This is a genomic window from Klebsiella sp. M5al (assembly GCF_002090195.1).
Classification (GTDB): Bacteria; Pseudomonadota; Gammaproteobacteria; order Enterobacterales; family Enterobacteriaceae; genus Klebsiella; species Klebsiella grimontii.
In genome coordinates this window covers 884,756-911,157 of record NZ_CP020657.1, presented here as the reverse complement: position 1 = coordinate 911,157, position 26,402 = coordinate 884,756, and the positions used below count along the sequence as shown (strand labels likewise).

General features: G+C 53.1%; 21 protein-coding genes and 2 pseudogenes. 5 read left to right on the top strand and 18 right to left on the bottom strand.

The window, feature by feature from the left end; translation table 11 throughout:
- Nucleotides 1-196 precede the first annotated feature (196 nt).
- Both BWI76_RS04410 and BWI76_RS04405 read left to right on the top strand, forming a co-directional pair.
- Nucleotides 197-1,825, top strand: coding sequence for a sensor histidine kinase (locus tag BWI76_RS04410; protein WP_004872278.1), 1,629 nt, complete (start codon nucleotides 197-199; stop codon nucleotides 1,823-1,825).
- Nucleotides 1,818-2,516 (top strand): response regulator, encoded by a 699-nt coding sequence (locus BWI76_RS04405; protein WP_004872280.1) that lies wholly within the window; start codon nucleotides 1,818-1,820, stop codon nucleotides 2,514-2,516. The genes BWI76_RS04410 and BWI76_RS04405 overlap by 8 nt, the downstream gene beginning before the upstream one ends.
- Nucleotides 2,517-2,560: 44 nt before the next feature.
- Here the strand turns inward: BWI76_RS04405 and BWI76_RS04400 are convergent, their stop codons facing one another.
- Nucleotides 2,561-3,190 carry an alanyl-tRNA synthetase gene (locus BWI76_RS04400; RefSeq protein ID WP_049088265.1) on the bottom strand — a complete coding sequence of 210 codons (630 nt, stop codon included), beginning with the start codon at nucleotides 3,188-3,190 and terminating at the stop codon, nucleotides 2,561-2,563.
- Nucleotides 3,191-3,282: 92 nt separating this feature from the next.
- Here BWI76_RS04400 and BWI76_RS04395 point away from each other — a divergent pair, with 92 nt between their 5' ends.
- On the top strand, nucleotides 3,283-4,227 hold the full coding sequence (locus BWI76_RS04395) for a LysR family transcriptional regulator (RefSeq protein ID WP_004872282.1): 945 nt from the start codon (nucleotides 3,283-3,285) through the stop codon (nucleotides 4,225-4,227).
- Here the strand turns inward: BWI76_RS04395 and BWI76_RS04390 are convergent.
- The 5 genes from BWI76_RS04390 to BWI76_RS04370 form a co-directional block, all read right to left on the bottom strand.
- Nucleotides 4,160-4,522 (bottom strand): DUF805 domain-containing protein, encoded by a 363-nt coding sequence (locus BWI76_RS04390; protein WP_004872283.1) that lies wholly within the window; start codon nucleotides 4,520-4,522, stop codon nucleotides 4,160-4,162. The genes BWI76_RS04395 and BWI76_RS04390 overlap by 68 nt on opposite strands.
- A 185-nt stretch (nucleotides 4,523-4,707) precedes the next feature.
- On the bottom strand, nucleotides 4,708-6,999 hold the full coding sequence (locus tag BWI76_RS04385) for a hydratase (protein WP_004872286.1): 2,292 nt from the start codon (nucleotides 6,997-6,999) through the stop codon (nucleotides 4,708-4,710).
- A 75-nt stretch (nucleotides 7,000-7,074) separates the two neighbouring features.
- A complete protein-coding gene (locus BWI76_RS04380) occupies nucleotides 7,075-8,367 on the bottom strand; it encodes an SLC13 family permease (protein WP_370516686.1) in 1,293 nt (430 codons plus the stop codon).
- Between the two features lie 147 nt (nucleotides 8,368-8,514).
- Nucleotides 8,515-9,948: an anion permease gene (locus BWI76_RS04375; RefSeq protein WP_004872289.1), complete on the bottom strand. Its 1,434-nt coding sequence runs from the start codon at nucleotides 9,946-9,948 to the stop codon at nucleotides 8,515-8,517.
- A 106-nt stretch (nucleotides 9,949-10,054) separates the two neighbouring features.
- The gene (locus BWI76_RS04370) at nucleotides 10,055-11,110 is read right to left on the bottom strand and encodes a 4-oxalomesaconate tautomerase (RefSeq protein ID WP_004872291.1); all 1,056 of its coding nucleotides are present in this window, start codon (nucleotides 11,108-11,110) and stop codon (nucleotides 10,055-10,057) included.
- Nucleotides 11,111-11,389: 279 nt separating this feature from the next.
- Here BWI76_RS04370 and BWI76_RS04365 point away from each other — a divergent pair, with 279 nt between their 5' ends.
- Entirely contained in the window at nucleotides 11,390-12,328 is a 939-nt protein-coding gene (locus tag BWI76_RS04365; protein ID WP_049086844.1) for a LysR family transcriptional regulator, read from the top strand.
- 29 nt (nucleotides 12,329-12,357) lie between these two features.
- Here the strand turns inward: BWI76_RS04365 and rihC are convergent, their stop codons facing one another.
- The 6 genes from rihC to ribF all read right to left on the bottom strand — a co-directional run bounded on the left by rihC (nucleotide 12,358) and on the right by ribF (nucleotide 19,093).
- The gene (gene rihC / locus BWI76_RS04360) at nucleotides 12,358-13,272 is read right to left on the bottom strand and encodes a ribonucleoside hydrolase RihC (protein ID WP_049088261.1); all 915 of its coding nucleotides are present in this window, start codon (nucleotides 13,270-13,272) and stop codon (nucleotides 12,358-12,360) included.
- A gap of 65 nt (nucleotides 13,273-13,337) precedes the next feature.
- Entirely contained in the window at nucleotides 13,338-14,288 is a 951-nt protein-coding gene (gene ispH, locus BWI76_RS04355) for a 4-hydroxy-3-methylbut-2-enyl diphosphate reductase (protein WP_049086835.1), read from the bottom strand.
- A 1-nt stretch (nucleotide 14,289) separates the two neighbouring features.
- Nucleotides 14,290-14,739, bottom strand: coding sequence for an FKBP-type peptidyl-prolyl cis-trans isomerase (gene fkpB / locus BWI76_RS04350; RefSeq protein WP_004872298.1), 450 nt, complete (start codon nucleotides 14,737-14,739; stop codon nucleotides 14,290-14,292).
- A 54-nt stretch (nucleotides 14,740-14,793) separates the two neighbouring features.
- Nucleotides 14,794-15,294, bottom strand: a complete 501-nt coding sequence (lspA, locus tag BWI76_RS04345) for a signal peptidase II (protein WP_004872301.1) — start codon at nucleotides 15,292-15,294, stop codon at nucleotides 14,794-14,796.
- Complete coding sequence (ileS, locus tag BWI76_RS04340; RefSeq protein ID WP_004872303.1) at nucleotides 15,294-18,110, bottom strand: isoleucine--tRNA ligase; 2,817 nt, start codon at nucleotides 18,108-18,110, stop codon at nucleotides 15,294-15,296. The genes lspA and ileS overlap by 1 nt, the downstream gene beginning before the upstream one ends.
- Before the next feature lie 44 nt (nucleotides 18,111-18,154).
- On the bottom strand, nucleotides 18,155-19,093 hold the full coding sequence (gene ribF / locus BWI76_RS04335) for a bifunctional riboflavin kinase/FAD synthetase (protein ID WP_004872305.1): 939 nt from the start codon (nucleotides 19,091-19,093) through the stop codon (nucleotides 18,155-18,157).
- 330 nt (nucleotides 19,094-19,423) lie between these two features.
- Between ribF and rpsT the strand changes: the two genes are divergently transcribed.
- On the top strand, nucleotides 19,424-19,687 hold the full coding sequence (gene rpsT, locus BWI76_RS04325) for a 30S ribosomal protein S20 (RefSeq protein WP_003018940.1): 264 nt from the start codon (nucleotides 19,424-19,426) through the stop codon (nucleotides 19,685-19,687).
- A gap of 110 nt (nucleotides 19,688-19,797) precedes the next feature.
- Here rpsT and nhaR read toward each other — a convergent pair whose 3' ends face one another.
- From nhaR to dnaK, 6 genes and pseudogenes are all read right to left on the bottom strand, one after another.
- Nucleotides 19,798-20,697 carry a transcriptional activator NhaR gene (gene nhaR, locus BWI76_RS04320; RefSeq protein ID WP_004872310.1) on the bottom strand — a complete coding sequence of 300 codons (900 nt, stop codon included), beginning with the start codon at nucleotides 20,695-20,697 and terminating at the stop codon, nucleotides 19,798-19,800.
- A 53-nt stretch (nucleotides 20,698-20,750) separates the two neighbouring features.
- Complete coding sequence (gene nhaA / locus BWI76_RS04315) at nucleotides 20,751-21,926, bottom strand: Na+/H+ antiporter NhaA (RefSeq protein ID WP_024360379.1); 1,176 nt, start codon at nucleotides 21,924-21,926, stop codon at nucleotides 20,751-20,753.
- Nucleotides 21,927-22,024: 98 nt separating this feature from the next.
- Nucleotides 22,025-22,319, bottom strand: a pseudogene (locus BWI76_RS28395) (hypothetical protein); the annotation flags it as partial.
- Between the two features lie 118 nt (nucleotides 22,320-22,437).
- A pseudogene (locus tag BWI76_RS04310) lies at nucleotides 22,438-22,611 on the bottom strand (LysR family transcriptional regulator); the annotation flags it as partial.
- A gap of 327 nt (nucleotides 22,612-22,938) precedes the next feature.
- The gene (dnaJ, locus tag BWI76_RS04305; RefSeq protein ID WP_024360381.1) at nucleotides 22,939-24,075 is read right to left on the bottom strand and encodes a molecular chaperone DnaJ; all 1,137 of its coding nucleotides are present in this window, start codon (nucleotides 24,073-24,075) and stop codon (nucleotides 22,939-22,941) included.
- Nucleotides 24,076-24,162: 87 nt separating this feature from the next.
- A complete protein-coding gene (gene dnaK / locus BWI76_RS04300; protein WP_004128758.1) occupies nucleotides 24,163-26,079 on the bottom strand; it encodes a molecular chaperone DnaK in 1,917 nt (638 codons plus the stop codon).
- Nucleotides 26,080-26,402: the final 323 nt, after the last annotated feature.

Here is a 26,402-nt window from a genome sequence, read left to right as displayed (position 1 = left end):
CGATCGGGTAGCCCGGACAGGCGCTACGCGCCGCCTCCGGGAAATACCCCAGGCGACGGTGCCAAAGCCCAAACCGAAGGTACGTAAAACGTCGTATTCCGACTAAGCGAGTTCTGAAATCAGTCAATCTGTGGGCCGATTCCGCGCCGACGGCCACTAAAAAAGAGAAAATAACCTTTTGATGTCAATTCGCCCAATGTTTGCCCGAAAAATCACGCACTGGTTTGCCCGACGTTCGTTTCAGAACCGCATCTTCCTGCTGATCCTGTTTACCTCGACAATCGTGATGCTGGCGATGTCATGGTATCTCACCAACATTACCGAGGAGCGCCTGCATTACCAGGTCGGGCAGCGCGCGCTGATTCAGGCGATGCAGATCTCCGCCATGCCCGAACTGGTTGACGCGGTGGAAAAGCACGATTTACCGCGCATTAAAGCACTTATCGACCCGATGCGTTCGTTTTCCGACGCCACCTATATCACCGTCGGCGACGCGAAAGGCCAGCGCCTGTATCACGTGAATCCTGAGGAGATCGGTAAATACATGGAGGGCGGAGACAGCGACGAGGCGCTATATAACGCCAAAAGCTACGTGTCGGTGCGTAAGGGATCGCTGGGTTCTTCACTACGCGGCAAGTCGCCGATCCAGGACAGCACCGGGAAAGTGATCGGCATCGTATCGGTGGGATACACCATCGAACAGTTAGAGAACTGGCTGAGCCTGCAAATCGGATCGCTGATGATCCCGATGGCGATTATGCTGCTCCTGCTGCTTTACTGCGCGCGGCGCTTCTCGCTGCATATTAAAAAGCAGATGCTAAATATGGAACCTCAGCAGCTATCACAGCTGCTCATCCAGCAGAGCGTCCTGTTTGAATCGGTCTTTGAGGGGCTGATAGCCATTGACTCTCATTACAGAATTACCGCCATCAATCAGACCGCGCGGAGGCTATTAAACCTGAGCCAGCCGGAAACCATCCTGATTGGCAAAAGCATCAATAGCGTGATCTCTCAGGAGGCATTCTTCTATGACGCGCCGCAGACCAATAAAAAAGACGAAATCGTCACCTTTAACCAGATTAAAGTGATCGCCAGCCGCATGGCCGTCACGCTCAATAGCGAGCCTCAGGGCTGGGTCATTAGCTTTCGCAGTAAAGACGATATCAACACCCTGAGCCTGCAGCTTAGCCAGGTTCAGCAGTACGCGGATAATCTGCGGGCCGTGCAGCACGAGCATCGCAATCTGATCTCCACCATCGCCGGGCTGCTGTTTTTAAAACGCTATGACAACGCGCTGGATCTTATTCAGCAGCAGTCTGAAAGCCACCAGAAGGTGCTCGATTTTATTGCCCGTAACTTTAAAGTGAATCACCTTGCCGGGCTGCTGATCGGCAAGTATTACCGCGCCAAAGAGCTCGGAATAGAGCTGGTATTCGATCCCGCCTGCCACGTTGAGACCTTACCCTCGTCGCTTTCGCATAATGAGTGGATCTCGATCGTCGGTAATTTGCTGGACAATGCCTACAACGCCACCTTGCGCCAGCCGACAGGTTCAAGGCAGATCGAATGCCTGATCAACAGCGAGGGCGACGAAGCGATCGTCGAGATCGCCGACCAGGGCTGCGGAATTGACGAATCGCTGCGCGATCGTATTTTTGAACGCGGCGTCACCAGCAGCGACAGCGGCGATCACGGCATCGGACTCTGGCTGGTTCGCAGCTACGTTGAGCAAGCCGGCGGCAATATCGTCGTCGATAACAACATTCCTTTTGGCACCATTTTTACCCTTTATATCCCCCTGACCAGAGATGAACATCATGGATAGCATTACAACTCTTATCGTTGAAGACGAACCTATGCTGGCGGAAATCCTGGTGGATACGATCAAGCAATTTCCCCAGTTCGAAGTCATTGGCATTGCCGATAAACTGGAAAGCGCGAAAAAGCTGCTTCGCCTCTATCAGCCCCAGCTCACTCTGCTGGATAACTTCTTGCCCGATGGTAAAGGGCTCGATTTGATCCGCCACGCCGTCAACACGCATTATCAAGGGCGTATCATTTTCATCACCGCCGATAACCATATGGATACCATCAGCGAAGCCCTGCGGATGGGCGTTTTTGATTACCTGATTAAACCGGTTCATTATCAGCGATTGCAGCATACCCTTGAGCGTTTTGCCCGCTATCGCAGCTCTCTGCGCTCAAGCGAACAGGCAAGCCAAACCCATGTTGACGCCCTGTTCAATATCCAGGCAAAAGAGCATACGGAAGCCGCAGGCTCTCCGCTACGCGGTATTGATGAGAGCACCTTTAACCGGGTATTGCAGCTCTTCGCCGACCCGGAAACGGTCCATACCGCAGACACGCTCGCCCGTATTCTCGGCAGCAGTAAAACCACCGCCCGCCGTTACCTTGAGCAAGGGGTTAAAAATGATTTTCTTGAAGCTGAAATCAGCTATGGCAAAGTCGGCAGACCGGAGCGGATTTATCACGGTAAACATCCTGCGCCTATTTAAGCCCCAGGAGATGCCCTGTTTATCGCGCATCTCCTTTCATGCGCTTATTCCACGGTGTAGCTGACAATAATTTGGCCTTTTTTCATCTTCACCTGGCTAATGACGATTTTCCCCAGCTCGGACAGGCTGGCAACGTGCGTACCGCCGCAGGGATAGCTCTGCATATCGCCGAACCCAATCTGGCGCAGGCCATCGGCAAAAGCGACCTGACGCGGTAAATTTCCTGCCTGCCAGGCGGCGACTTTTTCCAGCAGCGCGCTGGCTTCGGGCAGCCCGCCGTTAGCCCCTGCGGCAAAAATGATACGGCTTTCTCCCGGCCAGTGATGCCCTTTCATCGGCTGCCAGCCTGACTGCTCGCCGGCCTGGGCAAGCACGTGCCCGGCGGAGTGCAGGCGCGCGTGAAGCCGTCGGCTTTCCGCATCGATTCGGATCGTGACCTCGCCTGACGGCAGCGGCTGTGAAACGATATGCGCTACGCTATCGCCGCGCGAAACCACGCCTTCGACCGCCAGATCGGCAATCCAGCCGCGATCCGCCGGCTGACCGCCGCCCTGCGGGTGAAACAGCGTACGGTCCAGCTCAATGGCATAGCGGCCATCGGCTTCGCTCAGGCAGTTGACGACTCGCGCCAGGCATTCAGTGGCGTCGCTGGTGTAATAAAGGCGTTCAGTCATGGTTGTTCTCCTCTCTGTCAGGACAGTATATTGATATTACTGGTGGCGATAATCCCGCCTGACATCAATGCAATTTTGCCCTGGAAGCACAAATGAATCTAAGCCTACTGCCCGACCTCGCCCTGTTTGTGCAGATTGTTGAACAGGGCAGCTTTTCCGTCGTCGCGCGCCAGACGGGCGCGACGCCCTCGGCTATCAGCCGCAGCGTTTCTCGCCTTGAACAGGAGATGGGCTGCAAGCTGCTGCATCGCACAACGCGCAAGCTACGCCTCAGCGAGTCCGGTAAGACGGTGTATGAACATGCGCTGGAGATGCTGGAGTCGGCGCGTCTGGCTATGGATTCCGCCAGCAGTACCCAGGCGGTGGCGCAGGGCAAGCTCACGCTAAGCGTGCCGAAAGCCGTGGGCCGGTTTGCCATTCACCCGCTGATGCTGGAATTTTTTACCCGCTATCCGCAGGTCGACGTCTGTCTGCGGCTTGAGGATCGGGTTCTCGATTTTATCGATGACGGTATTGACCTGGCGTTGCGTATCACCCACACCCCTTCCCCGGGTCTGCACGGTAAACCGTTGATGACGATAAGCCACGTCGTCTGCGCGACGCCCGGCTACCTGGAACAACATGGAACGCCGCGAATGCCGCAGGATCTGCGCGCTCATAGCTGTATCAGCCTTGGCGAAACGCCCGCCGATGCGCGCTGGAAATTCCGCCGTGCGGGGAAAACGGAGACGATCCAGACCCACGGCCGCTACGCCGCCAACCACACCGCCGTGCGCCTCGATGCCGTGAAGCAAAATCTGGGGATCGGCAGCCTGCCGCTGTTTACCGCCCGTGAGGCGCTGGCGCGCGGCGAAATTGTGCAGGTTTTACCGGAATGGGAGTTTATCAGCAGCTATTCCGGCCAGCTGTGGCTACTGTGGTCGGGCAACAAGCATATGCCCGCCAGAATGCGGGCGATGATTGATTATCTCAGCGAGAAGATGCAGCCGGCTTCAGGCAGCACAGCCATAGCGCGACGATCAAAAACCATGGAATAATAAGGCACAGGGCGAACCACCATCCTGAACGACCGATATCGTGCATCCTGCGGCAGCCAACGGCCAGCAGCGGAACAATCATCGGCAGCGAAAGAAGACCGCTGAGCGGTGCAGCGAAAAAAATGAAAACGCCGTACTGAGAGTTATGCTGCATCGCCAAAAACCAGGTCGCCAGCGGCAGGGCAAGAATCAACAGGTTGATGAGCAAAAAAGACCAAAACTCCTGCCTGCTGGCCACTCCGCTAAAATCGAGGCCCTTTTTCCATCCGTTAAAATACGCTTGTCCATTCGTCATTTTTCTCTCCCTGTTCATAGCCCAATCCAGTATTGGCTGCGTACCGGAGAGATTACGCCAGAATAACCCATCATGCGATAGCGCAAAACGGCGAGAGTTTTGAACGTGAGTTATTTTGCCTCGGCTATGAATAAAACGGGGATGATATATCATCCCCATTTATTCATCTTGCCGATGAAGATCATTTAATGTTGGTGGGTTGTTAAGCGTAATTTATTATAATTAATTAAGCTCCCCGCTTTAATAATCTCCCGCTCTGATGCGGTTAATCCCTCCATATAAAGCGAGATCTCTTTAACGGGATGCTGAGGGCTAATCACGAAGGCGGTAATTTGACTCATATTGGTTTCCAAAGCGGACTTGATTCCCGGGATATAGATGAAGTCGCCCACTTCAAATTCCGGCAGCGCCTCCATCTGCAGCGGCAGCATCCCCCAGTTGATAACGTTTGAACGATAGCGCTTGGTCGCATACTGCTGGGCAATATTCGCCAGGCCGCCGAGGACTCTCTGGCAGCTGGCGGCCTGCTCGCGCGCGGAACCATCGCCGGGTTTTACCGCATACACCATACTGCCTATCTCCGTCTGCTCGAGGGTGACATTTTCCTGTCCCGGCAGCTGTCGGATCCGGGAAAAAACCGCCTCAAGCTCCGGCTCCAGACGACAAGGGTTGTCGCCTGTCATCCGCCTTGTTTCCAGAGCGGCAATCTTCTTACTGCGGCCAACGTAGCCCGGGTCGCGTCGTGAAAGGGTAAACTCGGCCAGCCCTAAAGGATTGGAGCGGAATGAAGAGGTTTCTCCTGATGGAATAAGTTCATCGGTGGTGGTCACCGGATCCATTATCTTTGAGGTCACGTTTAACAGAATATTTTCCGTTAGCGCACTCATCTCCGGCCAGTCTTTAATATTCGGACCATAAATCAGCGATTGTTGCGTCGCCCCCTTAATAAAGCCTTGATAAACGCGATTTTTATAAGGCGAAGCATCAAATTCATACTGCGGAATGTTTTCCCAGCAATCGAGTTCGCAAGCCGATGTCAGCACGCCCCCATTGGCTGCCGTCGCCGCAATGGAGCGGGCATCCATCAGCGCGACAGCCGACATTTGCCCATTCCCCGGTTTTGACCCTTCCCGGTTTGGAAAATTACGCGTCGTGTGGCGAATGCTTAATCCGTTATGCATGGGCGTATCGCCTGCGCCAAAACAGGGTCCACAAAATGCGGTGCGCATAATCGCGCCGGCGCTCAACAGCGCGCTGGTCATGCCTTTTTTAGTCAGGTCCATTAATACCGGTTGGGAAGAGGGATATATCGACAGAGAGAAAGCGTTGTCACCACAGGAGCGGTTTTTTAGGGCATGCGCCGCTTCGACCACGTTAACATAATTTCCGCCGGCGCAACCGGCGATAATTCCCTGCTGAATCCGCAGTTTGCCATTTTCGATTTTATCCCGCAGGGTGAGCGCTGCGCGTCCCTGGGAAATTTTATCGGCCGCCGTTTCGACCTCATGCAAAATATCCTGCAAATTGTCATTAAGCGTATCAATTTCATATACGTTGGCGGGATGAAAGGGCAAGGCGATCATCGGCTTGATGCTACTTAAGTCCACTTCTATGCAGCCATCATAGTAAGCCATCTCTTTTGCCGAGAGCGGACAATAGTCCTGCTCCCTGCCATGAATGCGTAAGTAGTGTTTGGTCTCTTCATCGGTTTGCCAGATAGAGGATAAACACGTGGTCTCCGTTGTCATCACATCCACGCTATTTCTGAAGTCGGTAGACATCGTCGCCACGCCCGGGCCAACAAACTCCATAATTTTATTTTTCACGTAACCGCGCTCAAACACCGCGCCAATGATCGCCAGGGCAATATCCTGAGGGCCAACGCCGGGAGAGGGTTTACCCGTCAGATACACCGCAACTACCTCTGGATAATCAATATCCCAGGTCTCACCGAGCAGCTGCTTAACTAATTCTCCGCCCCCCTCGCCAACCGCCATCGTTCCCAAAGCGCCATAGCGGGTATGGCTGTCTGAGCCCAGGATCATTTTCCCGCCGCCGGCCATCATCTCACGCATATATTGATGAATAACGGAAATATGGGGCGGGACATAAATGCCGCCGTACTTTTTCGCTGATGACAAGCCAAATATATGGTCATCGCTATTGATCGTGCCGCCGACTGCGCAAAGGGAGTTATGACAATTCGTTAAAACATATGGCAATGGAAAACGCTCCATGCCTGATGCCTTAGCGGTCTGGATGATGCCCACAAAAGTAATATCGTGGGAAGCCATTGAATCAAATTTAATTTTTAACTTATGATCATCCCCTGACGTATTATGGGCGGAGAGAATCGACCATGAGATCGTTCTCTTGCGCGCCTCCTCCTTCTCCTCTACCGCGGCTGAACGATTATCAGCACAAATAATACCATGCTGATGCGAGATATAGACTCCATGGTCATATAATTTAATCATGACATATATCCTTAGATGTAGAAAAAATCACGCCTGAGCGATTAGCCCTACTTTTTAAAAGATCGCTGGCCGCGATTAATAAAATGGAAAGAAAATGGGCAACAAAATAAAGCTAACAATTACCGATATCAAAATAAGCGGCAAACCAACTTTTACATAATCGACAAACTTATATCCGCCGGCGGAAAAAATCATCATATTGGCAGGCGTTCCCACTGGCGTCGCATAAGCGCATGAACAGCCGATAACAATCGCCATTAACACCGCCCGGGGATCGGCGCCCATCGAATGGGCAATAGACAGGCCAATCGGCATTAATAAAGCCGCCGTTGCCGTATTTGACATAAAATTGGTTAAAATGCAGGAGATGATTAATACGGCGCTTAAAAGTAAGAAAGGCGAGGCCTGGTGTCCGAGCAAGTCTATTATTGAGCGTGCCATGATCGCGCCAGCGCCGGTGGTTTCCAGTGCCTTTGCTAATGCCAGAGTGCCGCCGAACAGGAAAATCGTCTGCGAGTCGATGGCCTGGTAGGCCTGTTTTTCAGTAATCACCCGGGTCATAACCAACGATAAAGCGCCAATTGAACCAATAATCGCGATCGGCAAACCAATGCGCTTTTCGAAGATCATGCCCAATACCGTCGCGATCAATACCGACAGCGCAATCACCTGCTTATACGTCGGGCAATCGACCGTCCTGATGCTTTCAGCGCCGTGCTTCTGAAGCGTATTTTTGCCGGGTAATATCCGGTAGCCGATAGTCACAAAATAGAGAATACCGCAGGCTAACATGGGAATACCTAACTTAGCGTATTCAAAAAAACCGAAACTTTGGCCAACCTGTTCCAGCGCCGATTGCGCGATCAGGTTGCCGGGTGAACCGATCAGCGAAAGATTACCGCCCAACGCCGAGGCAAACGCCAGCGGCATAAGAAGCCGGGAGCGGGCGTACCCTGATTTAATCGCTGCGCCTATTACCACAGGAATTAAAACCGCCGCCGTGCCGGTATTGGACAAGACTCCGGAAAGGAGCCCACAGACTAACATAATGATGACAATAAGCTGCTTTTCGCTCCGCGCATAACGCGTCACAATACCGCCAATCTTATCCGTTACGCCGGTTTCAAATAAGGCGCCGCCGACCACAAACATTGCCACAAACAAAATGACATTTTGATTAATAAAACCGGAAAAAGCCGTTTGCACATCAAAAACGCCGGTAACCACCAGAGTAATACAAACAATCATGGCCGTTACAGCCAGCGGGATTTTTTCCCATACAAACATTACTATAGAAAAAACTAATAGCGACAATGTAATCGTAACTGGAGACATAAATATATCACACCTCACCTTATCAAAGGCCATATAATCATATTTGAAATCAGGTAACTTCACCCATACTTAAACGCTCAAATAAAAAGAGCAGATAAGTCACATGCCGCTCTGAATAATAAACCTTGCCCCTGGGCACCCTGTGATGCCCAGTTAAGCTATCATTTCCTCAAAAAATTTTTAAATTACCTTCCAGGCGATTAATATTTCCCACCACCATACTCCTAGCGTGATTTGCAGGAGGAAAGTAAGTAACGCTAATATTCCACCGATAATCCACCATGATTTAATATCATTATAGCCAACGCCAAAAATAACTGGCCCTGCCGCCCCGCCGTAGTGGGTTACCATGCCACCATAAGAGTTGCTGAAGAGTAAGGCGAGCGCAGTTAGCATGACCGGTGCGCCAGAAACGTTCGCCAGCATAGCAAAAACGGGAACCATCGCCACAATATAAGCGCTGCCTGACGCAAAGAAGTAACGCACTAAAATGCTTAAGGCAACAATAACGATGAAAGCGACATTACCATGACCGTTAAATGAAATATTATTTTTTAATAAATCAGCCAACCATAAGAAAAAGCCAACTTTGGAGAGCAGGGAACTTAAACCAATAATACCGCCGTACCATATGAGCGTATTCCATCCCCCCTTATTCTTAATCACGTCATCCCAGGTGACGATTCTCAACACCAGCATTAACGCCATAACGCCGATCGCCACGGTAGACTCATTCACTCCCAGCGATTGACTAAATACCCAACCGCCAAGCGCAAGAACAAAGAGGCAGGACAGCATCTTTTCACGTAGCGTCATTGGCCCCAAAGCTTCCATACCGGCTTTGGCGATCTTTTTGTTATCGACTTTCTTCAGTTCTGGCGGGTAAAGCTTGTAGGTAATCAGCGGCGTCAACAGTAACATGATAATTCCGGGTAATCCGGCCGCCAGCGCCCATCCTCCCCAGCTCAATTTTATATGGCAAATATCTTCGATCATTTTTAGCGCAAGTATATTTCCGGCCATCGCGGTGAAGAACATATAGCTGGTTGTTTTGGTCACCATATAGACGTTCAGCATGAGATAATGACCAACGCGTTTTGCGCTGCGCTCCGGCTCGGACCCAAGAGCGACGGCAACACTGTTAATAATCGGCAGTACAATTCCGCCGGCACGCGCTGTATTTGAAGGCGTCGCGGGCGCCAGGATCAGGTCAAGGAAGGCGGTAACGTAGCCCAGACCCAACGTCGTACTGCCAATTTTGCCGATCAGAATATACGCAATTCTTTTCCCCAATCCGGTAATGACAAATGCCGCGCTCAGGGTAAATGCAGAAAACACCAACCAGGTGGTACCTGATGAATATCCGCTTAACACGCTGGCCGCTTTTATCGAACCGTCGCCTAAATTTCCCACAACCACCATTGATGCGGCCACCGCGATCAGCAGGACCACGGGCTCAGCAAAAGGTTTAATGACTAACCCGACAATCGCGGCCAGATAGATACCGGATAATACCCAGGCAAGTTTTGATAACCCTTCTGGCGCTGGGAATAAACTGATGAGTAACGGTATTGCTATTATAACAAGCAGTTTCCATAATTTATTCTTTTGCATTTCCATTCCTTCCCTGCAATCAATATGTAAGGATGCTGGTGAAACGTATTCACATCACTCCCTCCCCGATTCCGGGTATTTTTATAGATACTCAGAGAGTGGGTATTTATTCGGGAATGTAAACCGTTCCTGAAAGGATCTTCCGCGCAGTACGAATAACCGAAGCCCGGATATCTTCTGGGCGTTCAGTCGTCTGGCTTAAGTCGACTTCAATACCGCCGCTGGGGTGTTCGACTTTAATGATTCCGTCGCCTGATAGCTTCGTCAGTTCATTAGCAATGGTTTTCGGAATAATACATGCGCTTGCCAGACCGATAGCACCGGTAATCGCCAGCGATTTATGGCAATTATGCGGCATAAAATAGCGTACGTTTATACTTCCGCCGCTTAATGCAGGAGAAATCAGAACCGGTTTTGGGATAACCATATTCGTTACATCCCCAAACCCCATCGCCTTACCGGCCTGGATACGAATAGATTCAAGCGATTTTAATAACCCGCTATCCCGATCTAATTCACTCGCAGATTCATATCCGGTTTTGCCCAGACTCTGAGCCGGGATCACCACCATGGGCATCGCCATATCAATACAGGTCACTCGTACATCATCGAATACGTCCATACGATTACCCGTCGGGAAAAGGCGTCCGGATTTGGCCCCCGCCGCATTCAAAAAAGTCAATGCAACCGGCGCGGCGCGCCCCGGAACGCCATCGATTTGGCTATCCCCTTCATAGATAACCTTGCCGTCAGGTGTTTGAACGTCAGCGTCAATAAAAGTATTGGTGTTCACGTTTCTTATACGCACTCGCGTAACCGGAGACGCCGCCTCAACTAACCCATGTTCAATCGCAAACCCGCCTACCGCACACAGCATATTGCCGCAGTTTGGCGTTGTATCCACCCGCCGTTCATTAACGATGACCTGAACAAACAGATAATCGATATCCGCTTCTTCGCTAAGCGATTGACTGATAATCGCCACCTTACTGGTTTGTGGGCTCCCTCCGCCAATGCCGTCAATTTCCAGCTCATGACCCGAACCCATGATGGCTAATAAGCAGTCATCACGTTTCTGAATATCCTTGGGTAAATCATCTGCTAAAAGAAAGGCGCCTTTCGATGTCCCACCACGCATTAATACACAGGGAATGCTCTTCATAGCATGTTCCTTATTCGCTAAGAAATAGAAGAATGGTGTAAAACGGCTCCGTGAATTTAATTGGTTTTATGTTTTTTAAGATTTTTATTTACTTAATTAACGGCCAATATCAATCACCTCAGGCATTTTACAAATTCATTCTACTTGCCAGAATCTCACCGGTTGATAAAATTTTGCCATAACAGTTATTCCTGCTGAGTATTAATAAAAAAGCATTCCCGCTTAATAATGACTAGTCATCTACTTAGAGAAACGCTTATTAACCCCTACGGAGCAATAATGAAAAATGAACTATCCGGTATGAAAGCTTTTGTCACGGTTGCGGAGCTAGGCTCATTTAGTAAAGCAGCCGAGCAGCTCAACCTCACGCAACCCGCGCTGACTAAAAAGATAAAAAAAATAGAGGATAATCTGAATATTGCGCTGTTCGAACGAACCACGCGAAAAATTGCGCTTACTCAGGCCGGAAAAATGCTTCTCCCAAAGGCCAAAGCGTTGATTGCCAGCCTTGATGCGGCAATATTTAACCTCAACGATTTAACGTCTCAAATACATGATACGGTAACGCTATCTTGCATTCCGACCGCCGTATTTTACTTTTTACCGCGTGCTATCGTGCAATTTAACCAAAGCTATCCCAACATCAAAGTACGAATTTATGAACAAGGTATAGAAACGTGCATGAACTCGGTACGCAAAGGCGATGTTGATTTTGGAATAAACATGAACTTCATCACATATCCAGACATCGATTTTATCCCTCTGGTGAATGAACCTTTTGTTCTGGCGTGTCGGCAAGACCATCCGCTGGCGGGGAGACAATTAGTTGAATGGCGGGAACTGGTGAGCCAAACCTTAATCGGGGTAAGGAAATCAAGCGGCAACAGACAGTTAATCGAGAAATGCCTGGCTGATAAGCCCTGGCGACTGGATTGGTTTTATGAAGTCCGACACTTGTCGACCTCGCTCGGTCTTGTCGAAGCCGGGTTGGGCGTCTCGGCGCTCCCCTGCCTGGCGATGCCCCATAGCGGCAACAGCACCGTCGTGAGCGTTCCGCTTGTCGAGCCGGTGATCCGGCGCACGCTGGGTATGATCCGCGTAAAGAACCGGCCCCTTTCCGCGGCGGCAGAACGATTAGCGTCGCTATTACTGCTGATGTGGACCGATGAAGCGGGCACGCTATGGCGCAACGTCGTCGACCCCATTCAGAGCACCTGAGCGCCATGCCCGGCCGCTTCGTTACCGGGCTAGGGCGCCAGCGCAATCACCTCGGCCGCCCAGCGCTGAAATCCTTCGACATCCAGCCCCAGCGCCACCTGCGCATTTGCCGGTTGGCCCAGTTTGCCTTCGATATCCACCACCGTGGTGCCTGAGGTCCATATGCCCTGGGTTTCTACCGCCACAAAGCACGGTGCAAGGGTAAACAGCTGCGGACGGACCAGCCAGGCAATCGCGCACAGGTCGTGCATACGCAGCCCGCTGCTCATGCTCCCGCTACGGTAGTGGCTAAACAGCGCGTGCAGCATCTTTCCGGTCTGATTAAGCGTCGGCAGAGTGGCGAGATACGCCGGCGCCAGCATCGCCTGATTGGTGACATCCAGCCCGCACATAACGATCTCCAGCCCGCTGCTGAACACTTTAGCCGCCGCTTCCGGGTCGATGGCGATGTTAAATTCCGCGTTCGGCGTAAAGTTACCGCGCCCGGCGGAGCCGCCCATAATCACCAGACGACGGATGTTAAAACGGCATTCAGGGTACTGGGTCAGCAATAGCGCGATGTTGGTTAATGGGCCAATCGCCACCAGCGTCATCGGCTCCGGAGCGTGCATCAGCGCGTCGCGGATCGCCTGAAACGCCGGTTTCGCCAGCGGCTGACGGTGATGTTCAACAAAATCGTAGCCTTCCATCCCGGATTCGCCGTGCACGGAAGCGGCGTCGCGCAGCGGGCGAACCAGCGGCATCGACGCCCCCTGGGCCAGCGGGACACCAGCGTTCCAAAAATGCAGAAGCTGCAGGGCGTTGCGGGTCGTTTTCTCCACCGATACATTCCCCGCGACCGTGGTCATCAGCTGCAGATCCAGCTCGGGGGCGAACAGCGCGGCGGCAATCGCCGCGGCGTCATCAATGCCGGGATCGGTATCCAGAATGATAGGTAAGCGCATAGTTTCTCCATAAAAAATGCCAGACGTTAAGCCTGGCATCTTCTCATACTGCGGCGGAAAAGAACTTACTCTACTTCACGGACGTCTACGCGCAGCTCTTTCGGCACCTCGAAAACGATGTTCTCTTCGCGCCCTTCCAGCGGCACCGCTTCGCCGCCGCCCAGCTCCTGCAAACGCGTAATCACGTTCTGGACCAGAATATCCGGCGCCGAAGCGCCCGCGGTGACGCCGACGCACTGCGCTTCTTTCACCCACGCTTCCTGGATATCGGTCGCGTCGTCGATCAGATAGGCCGCTTTCCCCATCCGCTGAGCCAGCTCGGCCAGACGGTTAGAGTTAGAGGAGTTCTTCGACCCTACCACCAGCACCACATCGGCCTGCCCGGCCAGCGCGCGGACGGCTTCCTGACGGTTAGTCGTGGCATAGCAGATATCATCTTTGCGCGGCCCGACGATTTTCGGGAAACGCTCGCGCAGAGCGTCAATCACGTCGGAGGTATCGTCGACGGAGAGCGTCGTCTGGGTCATAAACGACAGCTTAGCGTCGTTTTTCACGTCCAGCGTCCAGACATCGTCCGGCGATTCCACCAGGTACATTCCCCCCTGCGGGTTGCTGTACTGGCCCATGGTACCTTCGACTTCCGGATGACCGGCGTGACCAATCAAAATGGATTCTTCGCCGCGACGGCTGGCGCGGGCGACTTCCATATGCACTTTGGTGACCAGCGGACAGGTGGCGTCAAACACCGTCAGATCGCGGCTTTTCGCCTCGTTGCGAACGGCCTGAGAGACCCCGTGGGCGGAGAAGATCAGGATTGCGCCGTCCGGCACTTCGCTAATCTGCTCAATAAAAATCGCGCCGCGCTGCCGTAGGCTATCGACAACATAGCGGTTGTGCACGACTTCATGACGCACGTAGATCGGCGCGCCGTACAGCGTCAGCGCGTTTTCAACAATGCTGATAGCGCGGTCAACGCCTGCGCAGAAGCCGCGCGGGTTAGCCAACAGAATCTGCATCTTACCCCTCCAGCGCCGGATCGATCTCCAGCACTTCAACATCAAAATGAACGGTACGCCCGGCCAGCGGGTGATTGAAATCAACGGTGATCGAATCGCCGTTCACTTCGCGGATCACGCCGGGCATTTCGCTGCCATCCATTGCGGTAAAGAGCATAATCGCGCCGATTGAAGGCTCGCCCGCGTCGATAAATTCCCGGCGCGAGAAGTATTGGATCAGGTCCGGGCTCGGTACGCCAAACGCGGCGTCCGGCTCCAGCGAAAAGGTGGTTTTATCCCCTTCTTTCAGCCCCAGCAGATGCTGTTCAAGACCTTCAGAAAGCGAGGTATCGCCCAGGCGAAACAGCGCGGGTTTACCGTTATTGCGTGTTGACTCTGCGGTGGAGCCATCGTCGAGCTTTAAGGTGAAGTGCACCAGCACCGCACTGTTGCTCTGTACTGATTTAGACATGCAGGTTGCTCACTTGTTTTGCCCGGCGGCGATGGCGCCGCCGGGCGAGTTTTGTTACGCCTGTTTCTTCGCAGCCGCGTTCGGTAAGAAGCCTTCCAGCACGATCAGCGCCGCGCCGATACAGATAGCGGTATCGGCAAGGTTGAAGGTGGCGAAGTGCCAGTCCCCGACGTAGAAATCGATCATATCGACGACAAAACCATGCCACAGCCTGTCGAATAAATTCCCCAGCGCGCCGCCAATAATCAGCGCATAGGCAATGTTATTCAGCTTTTGCGTCGCCTTAGAACGATACATCAGCACCGCGAGGATCACGCAGATACCGATAGCGATACCGGCGAAGAACCAGCGCTGCCAGCCGCCGCTGTCGGCGAGGAAGCTAAAAGCCGCGCCATAGTTGCGCGCATAGTGCAGATTAAGCGATGGGAACAGCGATACCGTATCCCCCAGAGCGAAGTTCTGGAGGATCAGGAATTTACTGCCTAAATCGATAATCAGCACGACTACGACGACCCACAGCCAGCGTAGCCCCGTTGAACAAATCGGTTTACTCATCAGGCAAACTTACGTTTTTCGCCGTCACCGGCGATGTTGCTGACACAGCGTCCGCAGATATCCGCGTGTTCCGCCACCTTGCCGATATCCGTGGTGTAATGCCAGCAGCGCGGGCACTTGTCACCTTCGGCTTTGCTCAGCACGACTTTCAGGCCTTTCAGCAGCTCACTCTGCCAGGCGTCGGCCGGAGCCTGCGCATAATCGGCAACTTTCGCCCCTGAGGTCAACAGGACAAATCGTAATTCGTCGCCCAGCGCGTTGAGCTTCGCCGCCAGATCGGCATCGGCGTACAGGGTCACCGCCGCCTCCAGCGAGCCGCCAACCTGCTTATCCGTACGCGCCTGTTCGATAACCTTGTTGACTTCGCCGCGCACCTTCAGCAGCGCGTCCCAGAAACCGTCGTTCATCGCTTCGTCAGCGTCCAGGCCAAACAGGCCGGTATACCATTCGCCGGTAAAGACGTATTTCTCGCGGTCGCCCGGCAGGTAACCCCAGATTTCGTCAGCGGTGAAGGACATGATCGGCGCCATCCAGCGCACCAGCGCTTCGGCAATATGGTACAGCGCAGTCTGGCAGCTACGACGCGCGATGCTGTCGGCCTTGGTGGTGTACTGGCGGTCTTTAATGATATCGAGCCAGAACGAGCCCATTTCGATGGAGCAGAAGCGCATCAGGCGCTGCACCACTTCGTGGAAATCGTAAGATTCGTAGGCTTTGACGATATCGTCCTGCGCCGCTTGCGCGCAGCCTACAGCCCAGCGGTCCAGTACGACCATCTCTTCCGGTTTCACCATGTCTTTTGCCGGGTCGAAGCCGTTGAGGTTCGCCAGCAGGAAGCGCGCGGTGTTACGGATACGACGATAGCTGTCGGCGGCGCGTTTGAGGATCTCGTCGGAGACGGCCATTTCGCCGGTATAGTCGGTGGAAGCCACCCACAGGCGCAAAATATCCGCACCCAGCTTGTTCATCACGTCCTGCGGCGAAACGGTGTTGCCGATAGATTTGGACATCTTGCGGCCCTGACCATCAACGGTAAAGCCGTGGGTCAGTACCTGGCGGTAAGGCGCTTTGCCCTTCATCGCGGTAGAGATCATCAGCGAGGACATAAACCAGCCGCGGTGCTGGTCGGAACCTTCCAGATACATGTCGGCGGCGTGACCGGTAAATTCCGGACGCACGTCAACAACGGAGGAGTGGGTCGACCCGGAGTCAAACCACACGTCCAGCGTATCCGGCACCTTCTCGTAGCTATCCGCATCGGCGCCGAGGATATCGCGGGAATCGAGATCCCACCACGCCTGGATGCCGTCAACTTCTACGCGTTTGGCGACTTCTTCCATCAGCTCCAGCGTACGCGGGTGCAGCTCTTGCGTCTCTTTATGCACGAACAGCGACATCGGTACGCCCCAGGTGCGCTGACGAGAGATACACCAGTCAGGACGGTTGGCGACCATCGATTCGATACGCGCCTGGCCCCAGTCCGGGATCCACTGCACGCCTTTGATTTCGGAAAGCGACTGCGCGCGCAGGCCTTTTTGATCCATGCTCACGAACCACTGCGGCGTGGCGCGGAAGATAATCGGCGTTTTGTGGCGCCAGCAGCACGGGTAGCTGTGCTGCATTTTTTCAACGTGCAGCAGCGCGCCTTTTTCTGACAGCAGCGCAACGACAACATCGTTGGCTTTGAAGACGTTTACGCCGTCCAGCGTCGGGTAAGTTCCCGGCAGGTAGGCGCCGTCCGGACCAACCGGGTTAGCGACTTCCAGACCATATTTTTGACCGATGACATAGTCATCCGGACCGTGGCCTGGCGCGGTATGTACCGCACCGGTACCCGCGTCCAGCGTGACGTGATCGCCCAGGATCGCCGGGACGTCGAAATCGAGGAACGGATGCTTAAAGCGCATCAGCTCCAGCTCGGCGCCGTTCACCACCGCCAGGATGGTGTAATCAGCAATGCCGGCGCGCTTCATCACGCTTTCGACCAGGTCTTTCGCCAGGATCAGCGCCTGATCGTCAACCTGCACCAGCGCATAGTCAAACGCCGGGGAGAGGGAGATGGCGCGGTTCGCCGGCAGGGTCCACGGGGTGGTGGTCCAGATAACCAGAGAAACCGGGCCGTTAACGTCGGCCACGCCGAATTTCGCCAGCACCGCCGCTTTATCGGTCGCGTGGAACGCCACGTCGATGGACGGGGAGGTTTTGTCGTAATACTCGACTTCCGCTTCCGCCAGCGCTGAGCGGCAGTCTACGCACCAGTGCACCGGCTTAGCGCCTTTGTGCAGGTGGCCGTTGCCGATGATTTTACCCAGCGCGCGGATGATGTTGGCTTCGGTTTTGAAGTCCATGGTCAGGTACGGGTGCGACCAGTCGCCGAGCACGCCCAGACGGATAAAGTCTTTACGCTGTCCGTCAACCTGGGTGGCGGCGTATTCGCGGCACTTGGCGCGGAACTCGGCGGCGGTGAATTTCTCGCCCGGCTTGCCGTACTCCTGCTCCACTTTCAGCTCGATCGGCAGACCGTGACAGTCCCAGCCCGGTACGTACGGGGAGTCATAGCCCGCCAGCCCTTTGGACTTAACGATAATGTCTTTCAGAATCTTGTTAACCGAGTGACCAATATGAATGCTGCCATTCGCATAAGGAGGGCCATCATGCAGAATGAAGGTTTTTTTGCCTTTTTTGGCTGCACGAATGATGCCGTACAGGTCATCATCGGTCCAACGCGCCAGCATTCCCGGTTCACGCTTGGCGAGATCGCCGCGCATCGGGAACCCTGTTTCCGGCAAATTCAGGGTCGATTTATAGTCACTCATCAGATTCTCGGTTCCGTATTTCGGTTTGATAAACACCGTCAGGGTTATGCCTGCCCGGTTAGCCCAAAGAAGTCGCGGGCCGTTAACTCATCACGTGCGATTTGCGTTTTTAGTTCATCAAGCGACGCAAATCGCTGCTCGTTACGTATTTTTTTACGCAGTATTACATCTATATGGCGACCGTAGAGGTCCATTACAACATCCAGGAGATGAACTTCCAGCTGCTGACGCACGCCGGATACCGTTGGACGAGTACCAATGTTGGCGACGCCCATAAACGGTTTGTCGCCAAGCCCTGTCACTTCTACCGCATAGACCCCTTTTACCGGGGAAACCTGACGGCGCAGCGGTAAATTCGCCGTCGGGAAGCCTATTGTGCGCCCGAGCTCATCGCCGTGCACTACGCGCCCGGAGATGGTAAACGGATGCCCCAGCAGCGTCTCCGCGAGGGGCAGATCGTCGTCAGCCAGCGCCTGGCGCACCGCCGTGCTGCTGATGCGCACGCCGCCTTCACAGAAGGTTTGGGTGCTGGTGACGTCAAAGCCATACTCCACGCCGGCTTTTTGTAATAACAAGAAATCCCCCTGGCGACCCGCGCCAAAGCGGAAATCATCGCCAACGGCGAGGAACTGGACTCCCAGCCGGCGGACCAGCAGTTCGCTGATAAAGTCCTGGGCGGTCAATGCGGCAAAGCGCCGATCGAAGCGCACGCACAGGACGTAATCGACGCCGCTTTCGGCCAGATAGTTCAGCTTCTCACGCAGGCGCGTTAATCGCGCTGGCGCTTTATCGGCGGCAAAAAGCTCAAGCGGCTGTGGTTCAAAAATCATCACCACCACCGGTAAGCCACGCTGGCGACCTTCTGCGCGCAAACGCTGCAATAATGCCTGGTGCCCGCGATGCACGCCGTCAAAATTTCCAATGGTCAGCACGCACCCGTGCGGGGCCTGACTGAGATTATGTATGCCGCGTATCAGCTTCATGTCTGGCTCAAAACAGTGAAAATCGTCCGAGTATACCTTGTACAACTGGCGACGTTAACCAGCGATTGCACCTCTTCACTGAAAGATCCCGGTAATTCATTCACTCAGCGCGAGATTGCGGGAAAATCTCTCCGGCATCGTCGATTTTTATGGTCGAAAGGCTGTATTCGCCAGCAACAAGCTGGTAGAATCTTGCGCCATCACTACGTAATGAAGCGTTGTTAGTTTGAACGACGCTTATTTGCACAAATCCATTGACAAAAGAAGGCTAAACGGGCATTCTCCTCGGCCTTTGAATTGTCCATATAGAACACATTTGGGAGTTGGACCTTGGCTAATATCAAATCAGCTAAGAAGCGCGCCGTTCAGTCTGAAAAGGCCCGCAAGCACAACGCTAGCCGTCGCTCTATGATGCGTACTTTCATCAAGAAAGTATACGCAGCTATCGAAGCTGGCGACAAAGCTACTGCACTGAAAGCATTTAACGAAATGCAACCAATCGTGGACCGTCAGGCTGCTAAAGGTCTGATCCACAAAAACAAAGCTGCGCGTCATAAAGCAAACCTGACCGCTCAGATCAACAAACTGGCTTAATCGCCAGCGCGTTGTCGCTTTGAAAAAAACCCGCGAAAGCGGGTTTTTTTATGTCTGCCATTTATGACGCTGGAGCCTGGACCCGGCCTCGGCATTGTCCTCGTGCAGCCCTACGCCTGAGGTGGCGTAAAAAGCGCCGAATAGTCACGGTTACAAATCCGCTGCACCGCCGGATGCTGGATCATTCGTTCCGCAAAGATGGCGTGATACTCTTCCATGACGTTGTCCATGCGCCCGATCTCAACTATCGATTCATCGCTATAGAAATCATGCGCATATAGCGTCGGCGCAACGAAAATCGCATTGTGCGCCGCGCCGAAGGCCTTCATCAACGCCGCATCGTCAAACTCGCCCAGAATTTCCACCTGCAGCCCCTGCGAGTTAAACCAGTTGAGCAGCTTGCGCCCTAACATGGAACGACGGCCGGGGATCAGCAGACGACGTTCTTCCAGGCAGCCCGGGAAGGGTTTTTCCGGCGGCGGATTCATGCACCAGAAGCTCACGCTGCACTCGCCGATTTTTACCGAAAATAGCCCTTCCTGCTGAGTGGAGTCGATGGGGCAGTCGGAGATGATCATATCGAGCTTATGCTGGCTTAGCTGCTCAAGCAGCATTTCGTGGGTCGACTCGAAACAGCGTAAATGGATCTGTTCGTTATCGACGACGGCGGCATCCAGTACACCGCTGACCAACCGTTTCGACAGCGCGTCCGCGACGCCAACATCAAACAGCAGATTCGACTCTTTACGATAGTTAACGATGTCGAGCATTTCCTGGCTTAGCGTAAACATACGATCCGCGTAGCGGAACACAAGCTCGCCGAGTTCGCTGGGCTCCAGCCCTCTTCCTTTGCGCTTGAACAGCTTCCCCTGCAGGCGCTCTTCCAGGGCTTTAATTTGCCCGGTAATGGTCTGCGGCGTCAGGAACAGCGCTTCCGCGGCGCCGACAACGGAGCCTTCTTTGTAGACGTGCCAGAAGTAGTACAGGTGATTGTAGTTGATATGCGACATGCTTCTCTCCCTGATAATGTCCTGGAGAGCCGTAGCCGGCTCTCCGTGAGATGTTAAGCCGCGTAGCCCGAATCCGTTACGCGCTTACGCAATATGATGTATCCCGTGACGGCCGATAGTATCGATCCAATCAGGATGCCAAGCTTAGCCCAGTTGATCAATCCGGGGTCTACGCTGCCGAAGGCCAAAGTGGCAATAAAAATCGACATCGTGAAGCCAATACCACACAAAATGCCGACCGCCATAATCTGCTTACAGGTAGTCCCTTCAGGCAACGAGGCCCATTTCAGCTTCAGCGCCAGCCAGCAGAACACGCTAATGCCCAATGGCTTACCGATAAACAGCCCGGCGATAATACCCAACGGCAGCAGCGAGGTCAGCCCTTCCAGCGTGACGCCTTGCAAAGACACACCCGCGTTAGCGAAGGCGAACAGCGGCAGGATCAGGAACGCTACCCATGGATGCAGAACATGCTCAAGCTGCTTCGCCGGTGATTTACCGTTCTGCTCTTTTAGCGGGATCATAAAGCCGACGATGACGCCAGCCAGCGTGGCATGAACCCCCGATTTCAGCACCGCGGTCCACAGTATGGCGCCGACCAGGATATAGATACCGGTCCGCCTTACGCCACACAGATTTAACGCCGCCAGCACAATAATGGCTCCGGCAGCGACAACCAATGACACCACGGAAAGATCGTGCGTATAGAACAGCGCAATAATAATGATGGCGCCCAGATCGTCGATGATAGCCAGCGCCATCAGAAAAATCTTCAGCGCAGCGGGAACCCGATTACCCAACAACGCCAGTACGCCAAGCGCGAAGGCAATATCGGTCGCCGCCGGAATCGCCCAACCCTCTCTGGCAATCGGATCCTGGCCGTTAAACGCGAGGTAGACCAGCGCCGGAACCACCATTCCGCCCAGCGCCGCGACGACCGGAAACACAGCCTGTCGACGGCTGGCCAGCGCCCCTTGATTCATTTCACGCTTCACTTCAAGGCCGATAAGCAAGAAAAATACCGCCATCAGCGCGTCGTTAATCCACAACAGCATGTTCTTGTTGATCTCAAGCGCGCCAACCTTTAGCTGAACCGGCGTCTCAAGGAAAGCATGATACCAACCGCTGGTCAGGCCGACATTAGCCATCAGCATAGCCAGCGCCGCGGCGATGATAAGAATGATGCCCCCGGAGGCATCACTACTAAAAAAACGATGCAGATGTTTCACTTTTTATAATCTCTTTCTGGGGAATACTTCGTAATTACTATCCTACTCCGCCTGAATCATCGTTAAAATTAGATTATACATGATAAATGGATCGGTTTTTACGAACTATAAAACCCACAACTGGTGATGTCATAGCGATAACCTGCGCCATTAGTTATCTCATTTTTGTAATAACCTGAGATCATCGTCGCTTCAAAAGCACGGTTTTCGTTTCAGGTTCAATCTCCTGCAAGATCAGATATGGAGATTAACGATAAGATGCACAATCCAGCTGTCGTTATCCGCTGGCAGCAGGATTTTGTTATCATCCCGGGAGCGGAAATTACCGTTATCAAGGACCATCAACTCAACGATTCCCGAACTGTCGTTCGCGAGCTCCACAACCTGGTGCTGCCGGCCGTTTCCATCTCACGGTCCGCAGCGTATCCAGCGACATGAACAGTTTTGCATGCGGGTTATACCGGTACATTTCCAGCGTAATACGCGGAAAGATAATAGTTTTCGGCAATGCCAGTGCTTCCACCGTCGGGATCAGCCCGTCTTTATCCCTGACGAAAAGTTGCTCATTATAAAAAAGCTGTAGCCTGGTTAGCGCGATGGAAACAGCCGCCGACGTTTCGGATAATCGTTTTGATGCTTTTGTCACATTCCCTGCCGATATAACGGCATCCAGCACTTTCACCAGATTATAATCAACCTCTTTTTAAAATTTCCTGAATTCCCCCCTGAAATAAATACAATACAAATAATTATTTAAGCAATGCACATCATATATAAAAAGGTATTTTGAGCACTATATCGCTCGTCTTGCATGCATTTTTTCAAGGTGTTTACGGTAGATAAAGTAAAATCAAAGATGACCCAGGAAAAAGAAAATTACCATAAAAAACAAAGAATAACATTACCACCAAAAAATCGAATATTTATTACCGAGGAAACACTTTTTATTGCCAATACGTAAGATATAAAAAAACCCGAAATAAATTTCGGGTTTTTTTATATAAAGTGATGATTAACGCGTCAAATCATCGAAAAATTTCTTCACACCGTCGAAGAAACTTTTGGAGCGTGGACTGTTCTTCTCGCCCGTCGGCCCGCCAAAGCTTTCCTGAAGATCTTTCAGCAGCTGCTTTTGTTTATCGTTAAGACCAACCGGCGTTTCGACCACCACGCGGCACAGCAGATCGCCCTGCGCGCCGCCGCGCACGGACTTCACGCCTTTGCCACGCATCCGGAACAGCTTCCCTGTCTGCGTCTCGCCAGGCACCTTAAGATTCACGCGACCGTCCAGCGTCGGGACCTCAATCTCGCCGCCGAGAGCGGCCATGGTGAAGTTAATCGGTACTTCACAGTACAGGTTGTTGCCTTCACGCTCGAAAATGGCGTGCTGCTTAACCTGAACCTGAACATACAGATCGCCTGCTGGCGCGCCGTGCTCGCCGGCTTCACCTTCGCCCGCCAGACGAATACGGTCACCGGTATCGACGCCCGCCGGAATTTTAACCGACAGCGTTTTGGTTTTCTCTACGCGACCATGACCATGGCATTTATTGCACGGATCTTTGATCAGCGTACCGCGTCCCTGACAATGCGGACAGGTCTGCTGAACGGCGAAGAAGCCCTGGCGCATCTGCACCTGACCCGCACCGTGGCAGGTAGGACAAGTCTGCGGCTGGCTTCCTGCTTTGGCGCCGCTGCCGTGACAAACGTCGCACTCTTCTAGCGTCGGAATGCGGATCTCTTTAGTGACTCCGCGAACCGCCTCTTCTAAGGTCAGATCCATGTTGTAGCGCAGGTCTGCGCCGCGCGATGCGCGCTGGCGACCACGACCGCCGCCAAAGATATCGCCGAAAACATCGCCAAAGATATCGCTGAAATCCGCGCCGCCGCCAAAACCGCCGCCGCCGCCGCCCATACCGCCTTGCTCAAAGGCGGCGTGGCCGTACTGATCGTAGGCTGCGCGCTTCTGGGCATCGGTCAGGACTTCATACGCTTCTTTGATTTCTTTGAATTTAGCTTCAGCCTCTTTATCGCCCTGGTTACGGTCCGGGTGATACTTCATGGCCAGGCGCTTATACGCCTTTTTGATTTCACGCTCTTCCGCCGATCTGGAAACGCCTAAAATCTCGTAATAGTCTTGCTTTGCCATTGGTGTTTTTCAGCCCCTTAACATGCGTGCACGGGCGGAGAGGAAACCTCTTCGCCCGTGCCAGTGTTTTACCCGTTCAAAGGGCGATTATTTTTTGTCTTTCACTTCTTCGAACTCAGCGTCAACAACATCGTCGTCCTTCGCGTTGCTCTCGGAAGCGTCAGCGCCGCCAGCCTGCTGCTGAGCGTGCTGCTGCTGCGCGATTTCCATCAGCTTCTGAGAAGCCTGAGCCAGCGCCTGCATTTTCGCTTCAATATCAGCTTTATCTTCACCTTTCAGCGAAGTTTCCAGCGCGGTCAACGCAGACTCGATAGCGGTTTTATCGTCAGCCGGCAGCTTGTCGCCTGCTTCCTCAACCTGCTTACGCGTGCTGTGCAGCAGGTGGTCACCCTGGTTGCGGGTCTGTACCAGCTCTTCAAACTTACGGTCAGCTTCCGCGTTCGCTTCAGCATCGCGAACCATTTTCTGAATCTCTTCTTCGTTCAGACCAGAAGACGCTTTGATGGTGATCTTCTGCTCTTTACCGCTGTTTTTGTCTTTCGCGGAAACGTGCAGGATACCGTCAGCATCGATATCGAAGGTCACTTCGATCTGCGGCATACCGCGCGGCGCCGGGTTGATACCATCCAGGTTGAACTGACCCAGTGATTTGTTATCAGAGGCGCGTTTACGCTCACCCTGAATAACATGGATGGTTACCGCGGACTGGTTGTCTTCAGCGGTAGAGAACACCTGGCTGTGCTTGGTCGGGATCGTGGTGTTCTTATTGATCAACGCAGTCATCACGCCGCCCATGGTTTCGATACCCAGAGACAGCGGGGTAACGTCCAGCAGCAGTACATCTTTCACTTCACCGGTCAGGACACCGCCCTGTACGGCTGCGCCAATGGCGACGGCTTCGTCCGGGTTAACGTCTTTACGCGGTTCTTTACCGAAGAACTCAGCGACTTTTTTCTGCACCATCGGCATACGGGTCTGACCACCGACCAGGATAACGTCCTGGATATCGGATACGGACAGGCCAGCATCCTGCAGAGCAACTTTCAGCGGCTCGATAGAACGGTTAACCAGATCTTCAACCAGGCTTTCCAGTTTCGCACGGGTCACTTTGATGTTCATGTGTTTCGGACCGGTGGCATCCGCGGTGATGTACGGCAGATTGACGTCGGTCTGCTGAGCGGAAGAGAGTTCAATCTTCGCTTTCTCAGCGGCTTCTTTCAGGCGCTGCATAGCCAGCGGGTCGTTACGCAGGTCAATGCCCTGATCTTTCTTAAACTCGTCAACGAGGTAGTTGATCAGACGAGTATCGAAGTCTTCACCGCCCAGGTGGGTATCACCGTTGGTCGCCAGAACTTCAAAGGTTTTTTCGCCGTCAACTTCGTCGATTTCGATAATGGAGATATCGAAGGTACCACCACCGAGGTCGTATACCGCGATGGTGCGGTTGCCGACTTCTTTATCCAGACCGTAAGCCAGCGCGGCGGCGGTCGGTTCGTTGATGATACGTTTGACTTCCAGACCTGCGATACGGCCGGCGTCTTTAGTTGCCTGACGCTGAGCATCGTTAAAATAAGCAGGTACGGTGATAACCGCTTCAGTTACTGGTTCACCCAGGTAATCTTCAGCCGTTTTCTTCATTTTCTTCAGCACTTCAGCAGAGATCTGCGGCGGTGCGGTTTTGGTGCCTTTCACATCAAGCCATGCGTCGCCATTGTCTGCGGCAACGATTTTATACGGCATGATAGAAACGTCACGCTGGACTTCTTCGTCCTGGAAGCGGCGGCCAATCAGGCGTTTAATCGCAAACAGGGTGTTTTGCGGGTTTGTCACTGCCTGACGTTTAGCCGGCTGACCAACCAGAGTTTCACCATCCTGGGTATAGGCAATGATAGAAGGCGTGGTGCGATCGCCTTCGGCGTTCTCCAGCACGCGTGCAGTAGTGCCATCCATAATCGCTACACAAGAGTTGGTAGTACCCAGGTCGATACCAATAATTTTACCCATCTAAACGTCTCCACTAAAAATTCAGTCAACATGTGGTTGTGAACCTGTAATAAGGGCGAAACGTGCGGTTTCAACTGCCCAGACATCATTTTTTTTCAGGTTCATTCACTGCGGTTGACTACAAGATGGGGTCACCCGCCGCTTCATCAAGGGGGGGATACAAAAAATTTTTGTCCTGATCCTGCCGCAGAGGGGGACCGGGCATCAGAAGAAGGCCGAAAAGCGGGTTTAAAAATGCACAATATATAATGAATAAAAATAATTAAATTAAAATTCATTCATATTGTAATTGACATAATCCGCAATGATTACGCGCTAAAGAC

What these genes read in the sequence shown, in the direction of transcription:
- BWI76_RS04410 (WP_004872278.1), top strand. Translation starts at nt 197, where the DNA reads ATGTTTGCCCGAAAAATCACGCACTGGTTTGCCCGACGTTCGTTTCAG.
- BWI76_RS04405 (WP_004872280.1), top strand. Translation starts at nt 1,818, where the DNA reads ATGGATAGCATTACAACTCTTATCGTTGAAGACGAACCTATGCTGGCG.
- BWI76_RS04400 (WP_049088265.1), bottom strand. Translation starts at nt 3,190, where the DNA reads ATGACTGAACGCCTTTATTACACCAGCGACGCCACTGAATGCCTGGCG.
- BWI76_RS04395 (WP_004872282.1), top strand. Translation starts at nt 3,283, where the DNA reads ATGAATCTAAGCCTACTGCCCGACCTCGCCCTGTTTGTGCAGATTGTT.
- BWI76_RS04390 (WP_004872283.1), bottom strand. Translation starts at nt 4,522, where the DNA reads ATGACGAATGGACAAGCGTATTTTAACGGATGGAAAAAGGGCCTCGAT.
- BWI76_RS04385 (WP_004872286.1), bottom strand. Translation starts at nt 6,999, where the DNA reads ATGATTAAATTATATGACCATGGAGTCTATATCTCGCATCAGCATGGT.
- BWI76_RS04380 (WP_370516686.1), bottom strand. Translation starts at nt 8,367, where the DNA reads ATGGCCTTTGATAAGGTGAGGTGTGATATATTTATGTCTCCAGTTACG.
- BWI76_RS04375 (WP_004872289.1), bottom strand. Translation starts at nt 9,948, where the DNA reads ATGCAAAAGAATAAATTATGGAAACTGCTTGTTATAATAGCAATACCG.
- BWI76_RS04370 (WP_004872291.1), bottom strand. Translation starts at nt 11,110, where the DNA reads ATGAAGAGCATTCCCTGTGTATTAATGCGTGGTGGGACATCGAAAGGC.
- BWI76_RS04365 (WP_049086844.1), top strand. Translation starts at nt 11,390, where the DNA reads ATGAAAAATGAACTATCCGGTATGAAAGCTTTTGTCACGGTTGCGGAG.
- rihC (WP_049088261.1), bottom strand. Translation starts at nt 13,272, where the DNA reads ATGCGCTTACCTATCATTCTGGATACCGATCCCGGCATTGATGACGCC.
- ispH (WP_049086835.1), bottom strand. Translation starts at nt 14,288, where the DNA reads ATGCAGATTCTGTTGGCTAACCCGCGCGGCTTCTGCGCAGGCGTTGAC.
- fkpB (WP_004872298.1), bottom strand. Translation starts at nt 14,739, where the DNA reads ATGTCTAAATCAGTACAGAGCAACAGTGCGGTGCTGGTGCACTTCACC.
- lspA (WP_004872301.1), bottom strand. Translation starts at nt 15,294, where the DNA reads ATGAGTAAACCGATTTGTTCAACGGGGCTACGCTGGCTGTGGGTCGTC.
- ileS (WP_004872303.1), bottom strand. Translation starts at nt 18,110, where the DNA reads ATGAGTGACTATAAATCGACCCTGAATTTGCCGGAAACAGGGTTCCCG.
- ribF (WP_004872305.1), bottom strand. Translation starts at nt 19,093, where the DNA reads ATGAAGCTGATACGCGGCATACATAATCTCAGTCAGGCCCCGCACGGG.
- nhaR (WP_004872310.1), bottom strand. Translation starts at nt 20,697, where the DNA reads ATGTCGCATATCAACTACAATCACCTGTACTACTTCTGGCACGTCTAC.
- dnaJ (WP_024360381.1), bottom strand. Translation starts at nt 24,075, where the DNA reads ATGGCAAAGCAAGACTATTACGAGATTTTAGGCGTTTCCAGATCGGCG.
- dnaK (WP_004128758.1), bottom strand. Translation starts at nt 26,079, where the DNA reads ATGGGTAAAATTATTGGTATCGACCTGGGTACTACCAACTCTTGTGTA.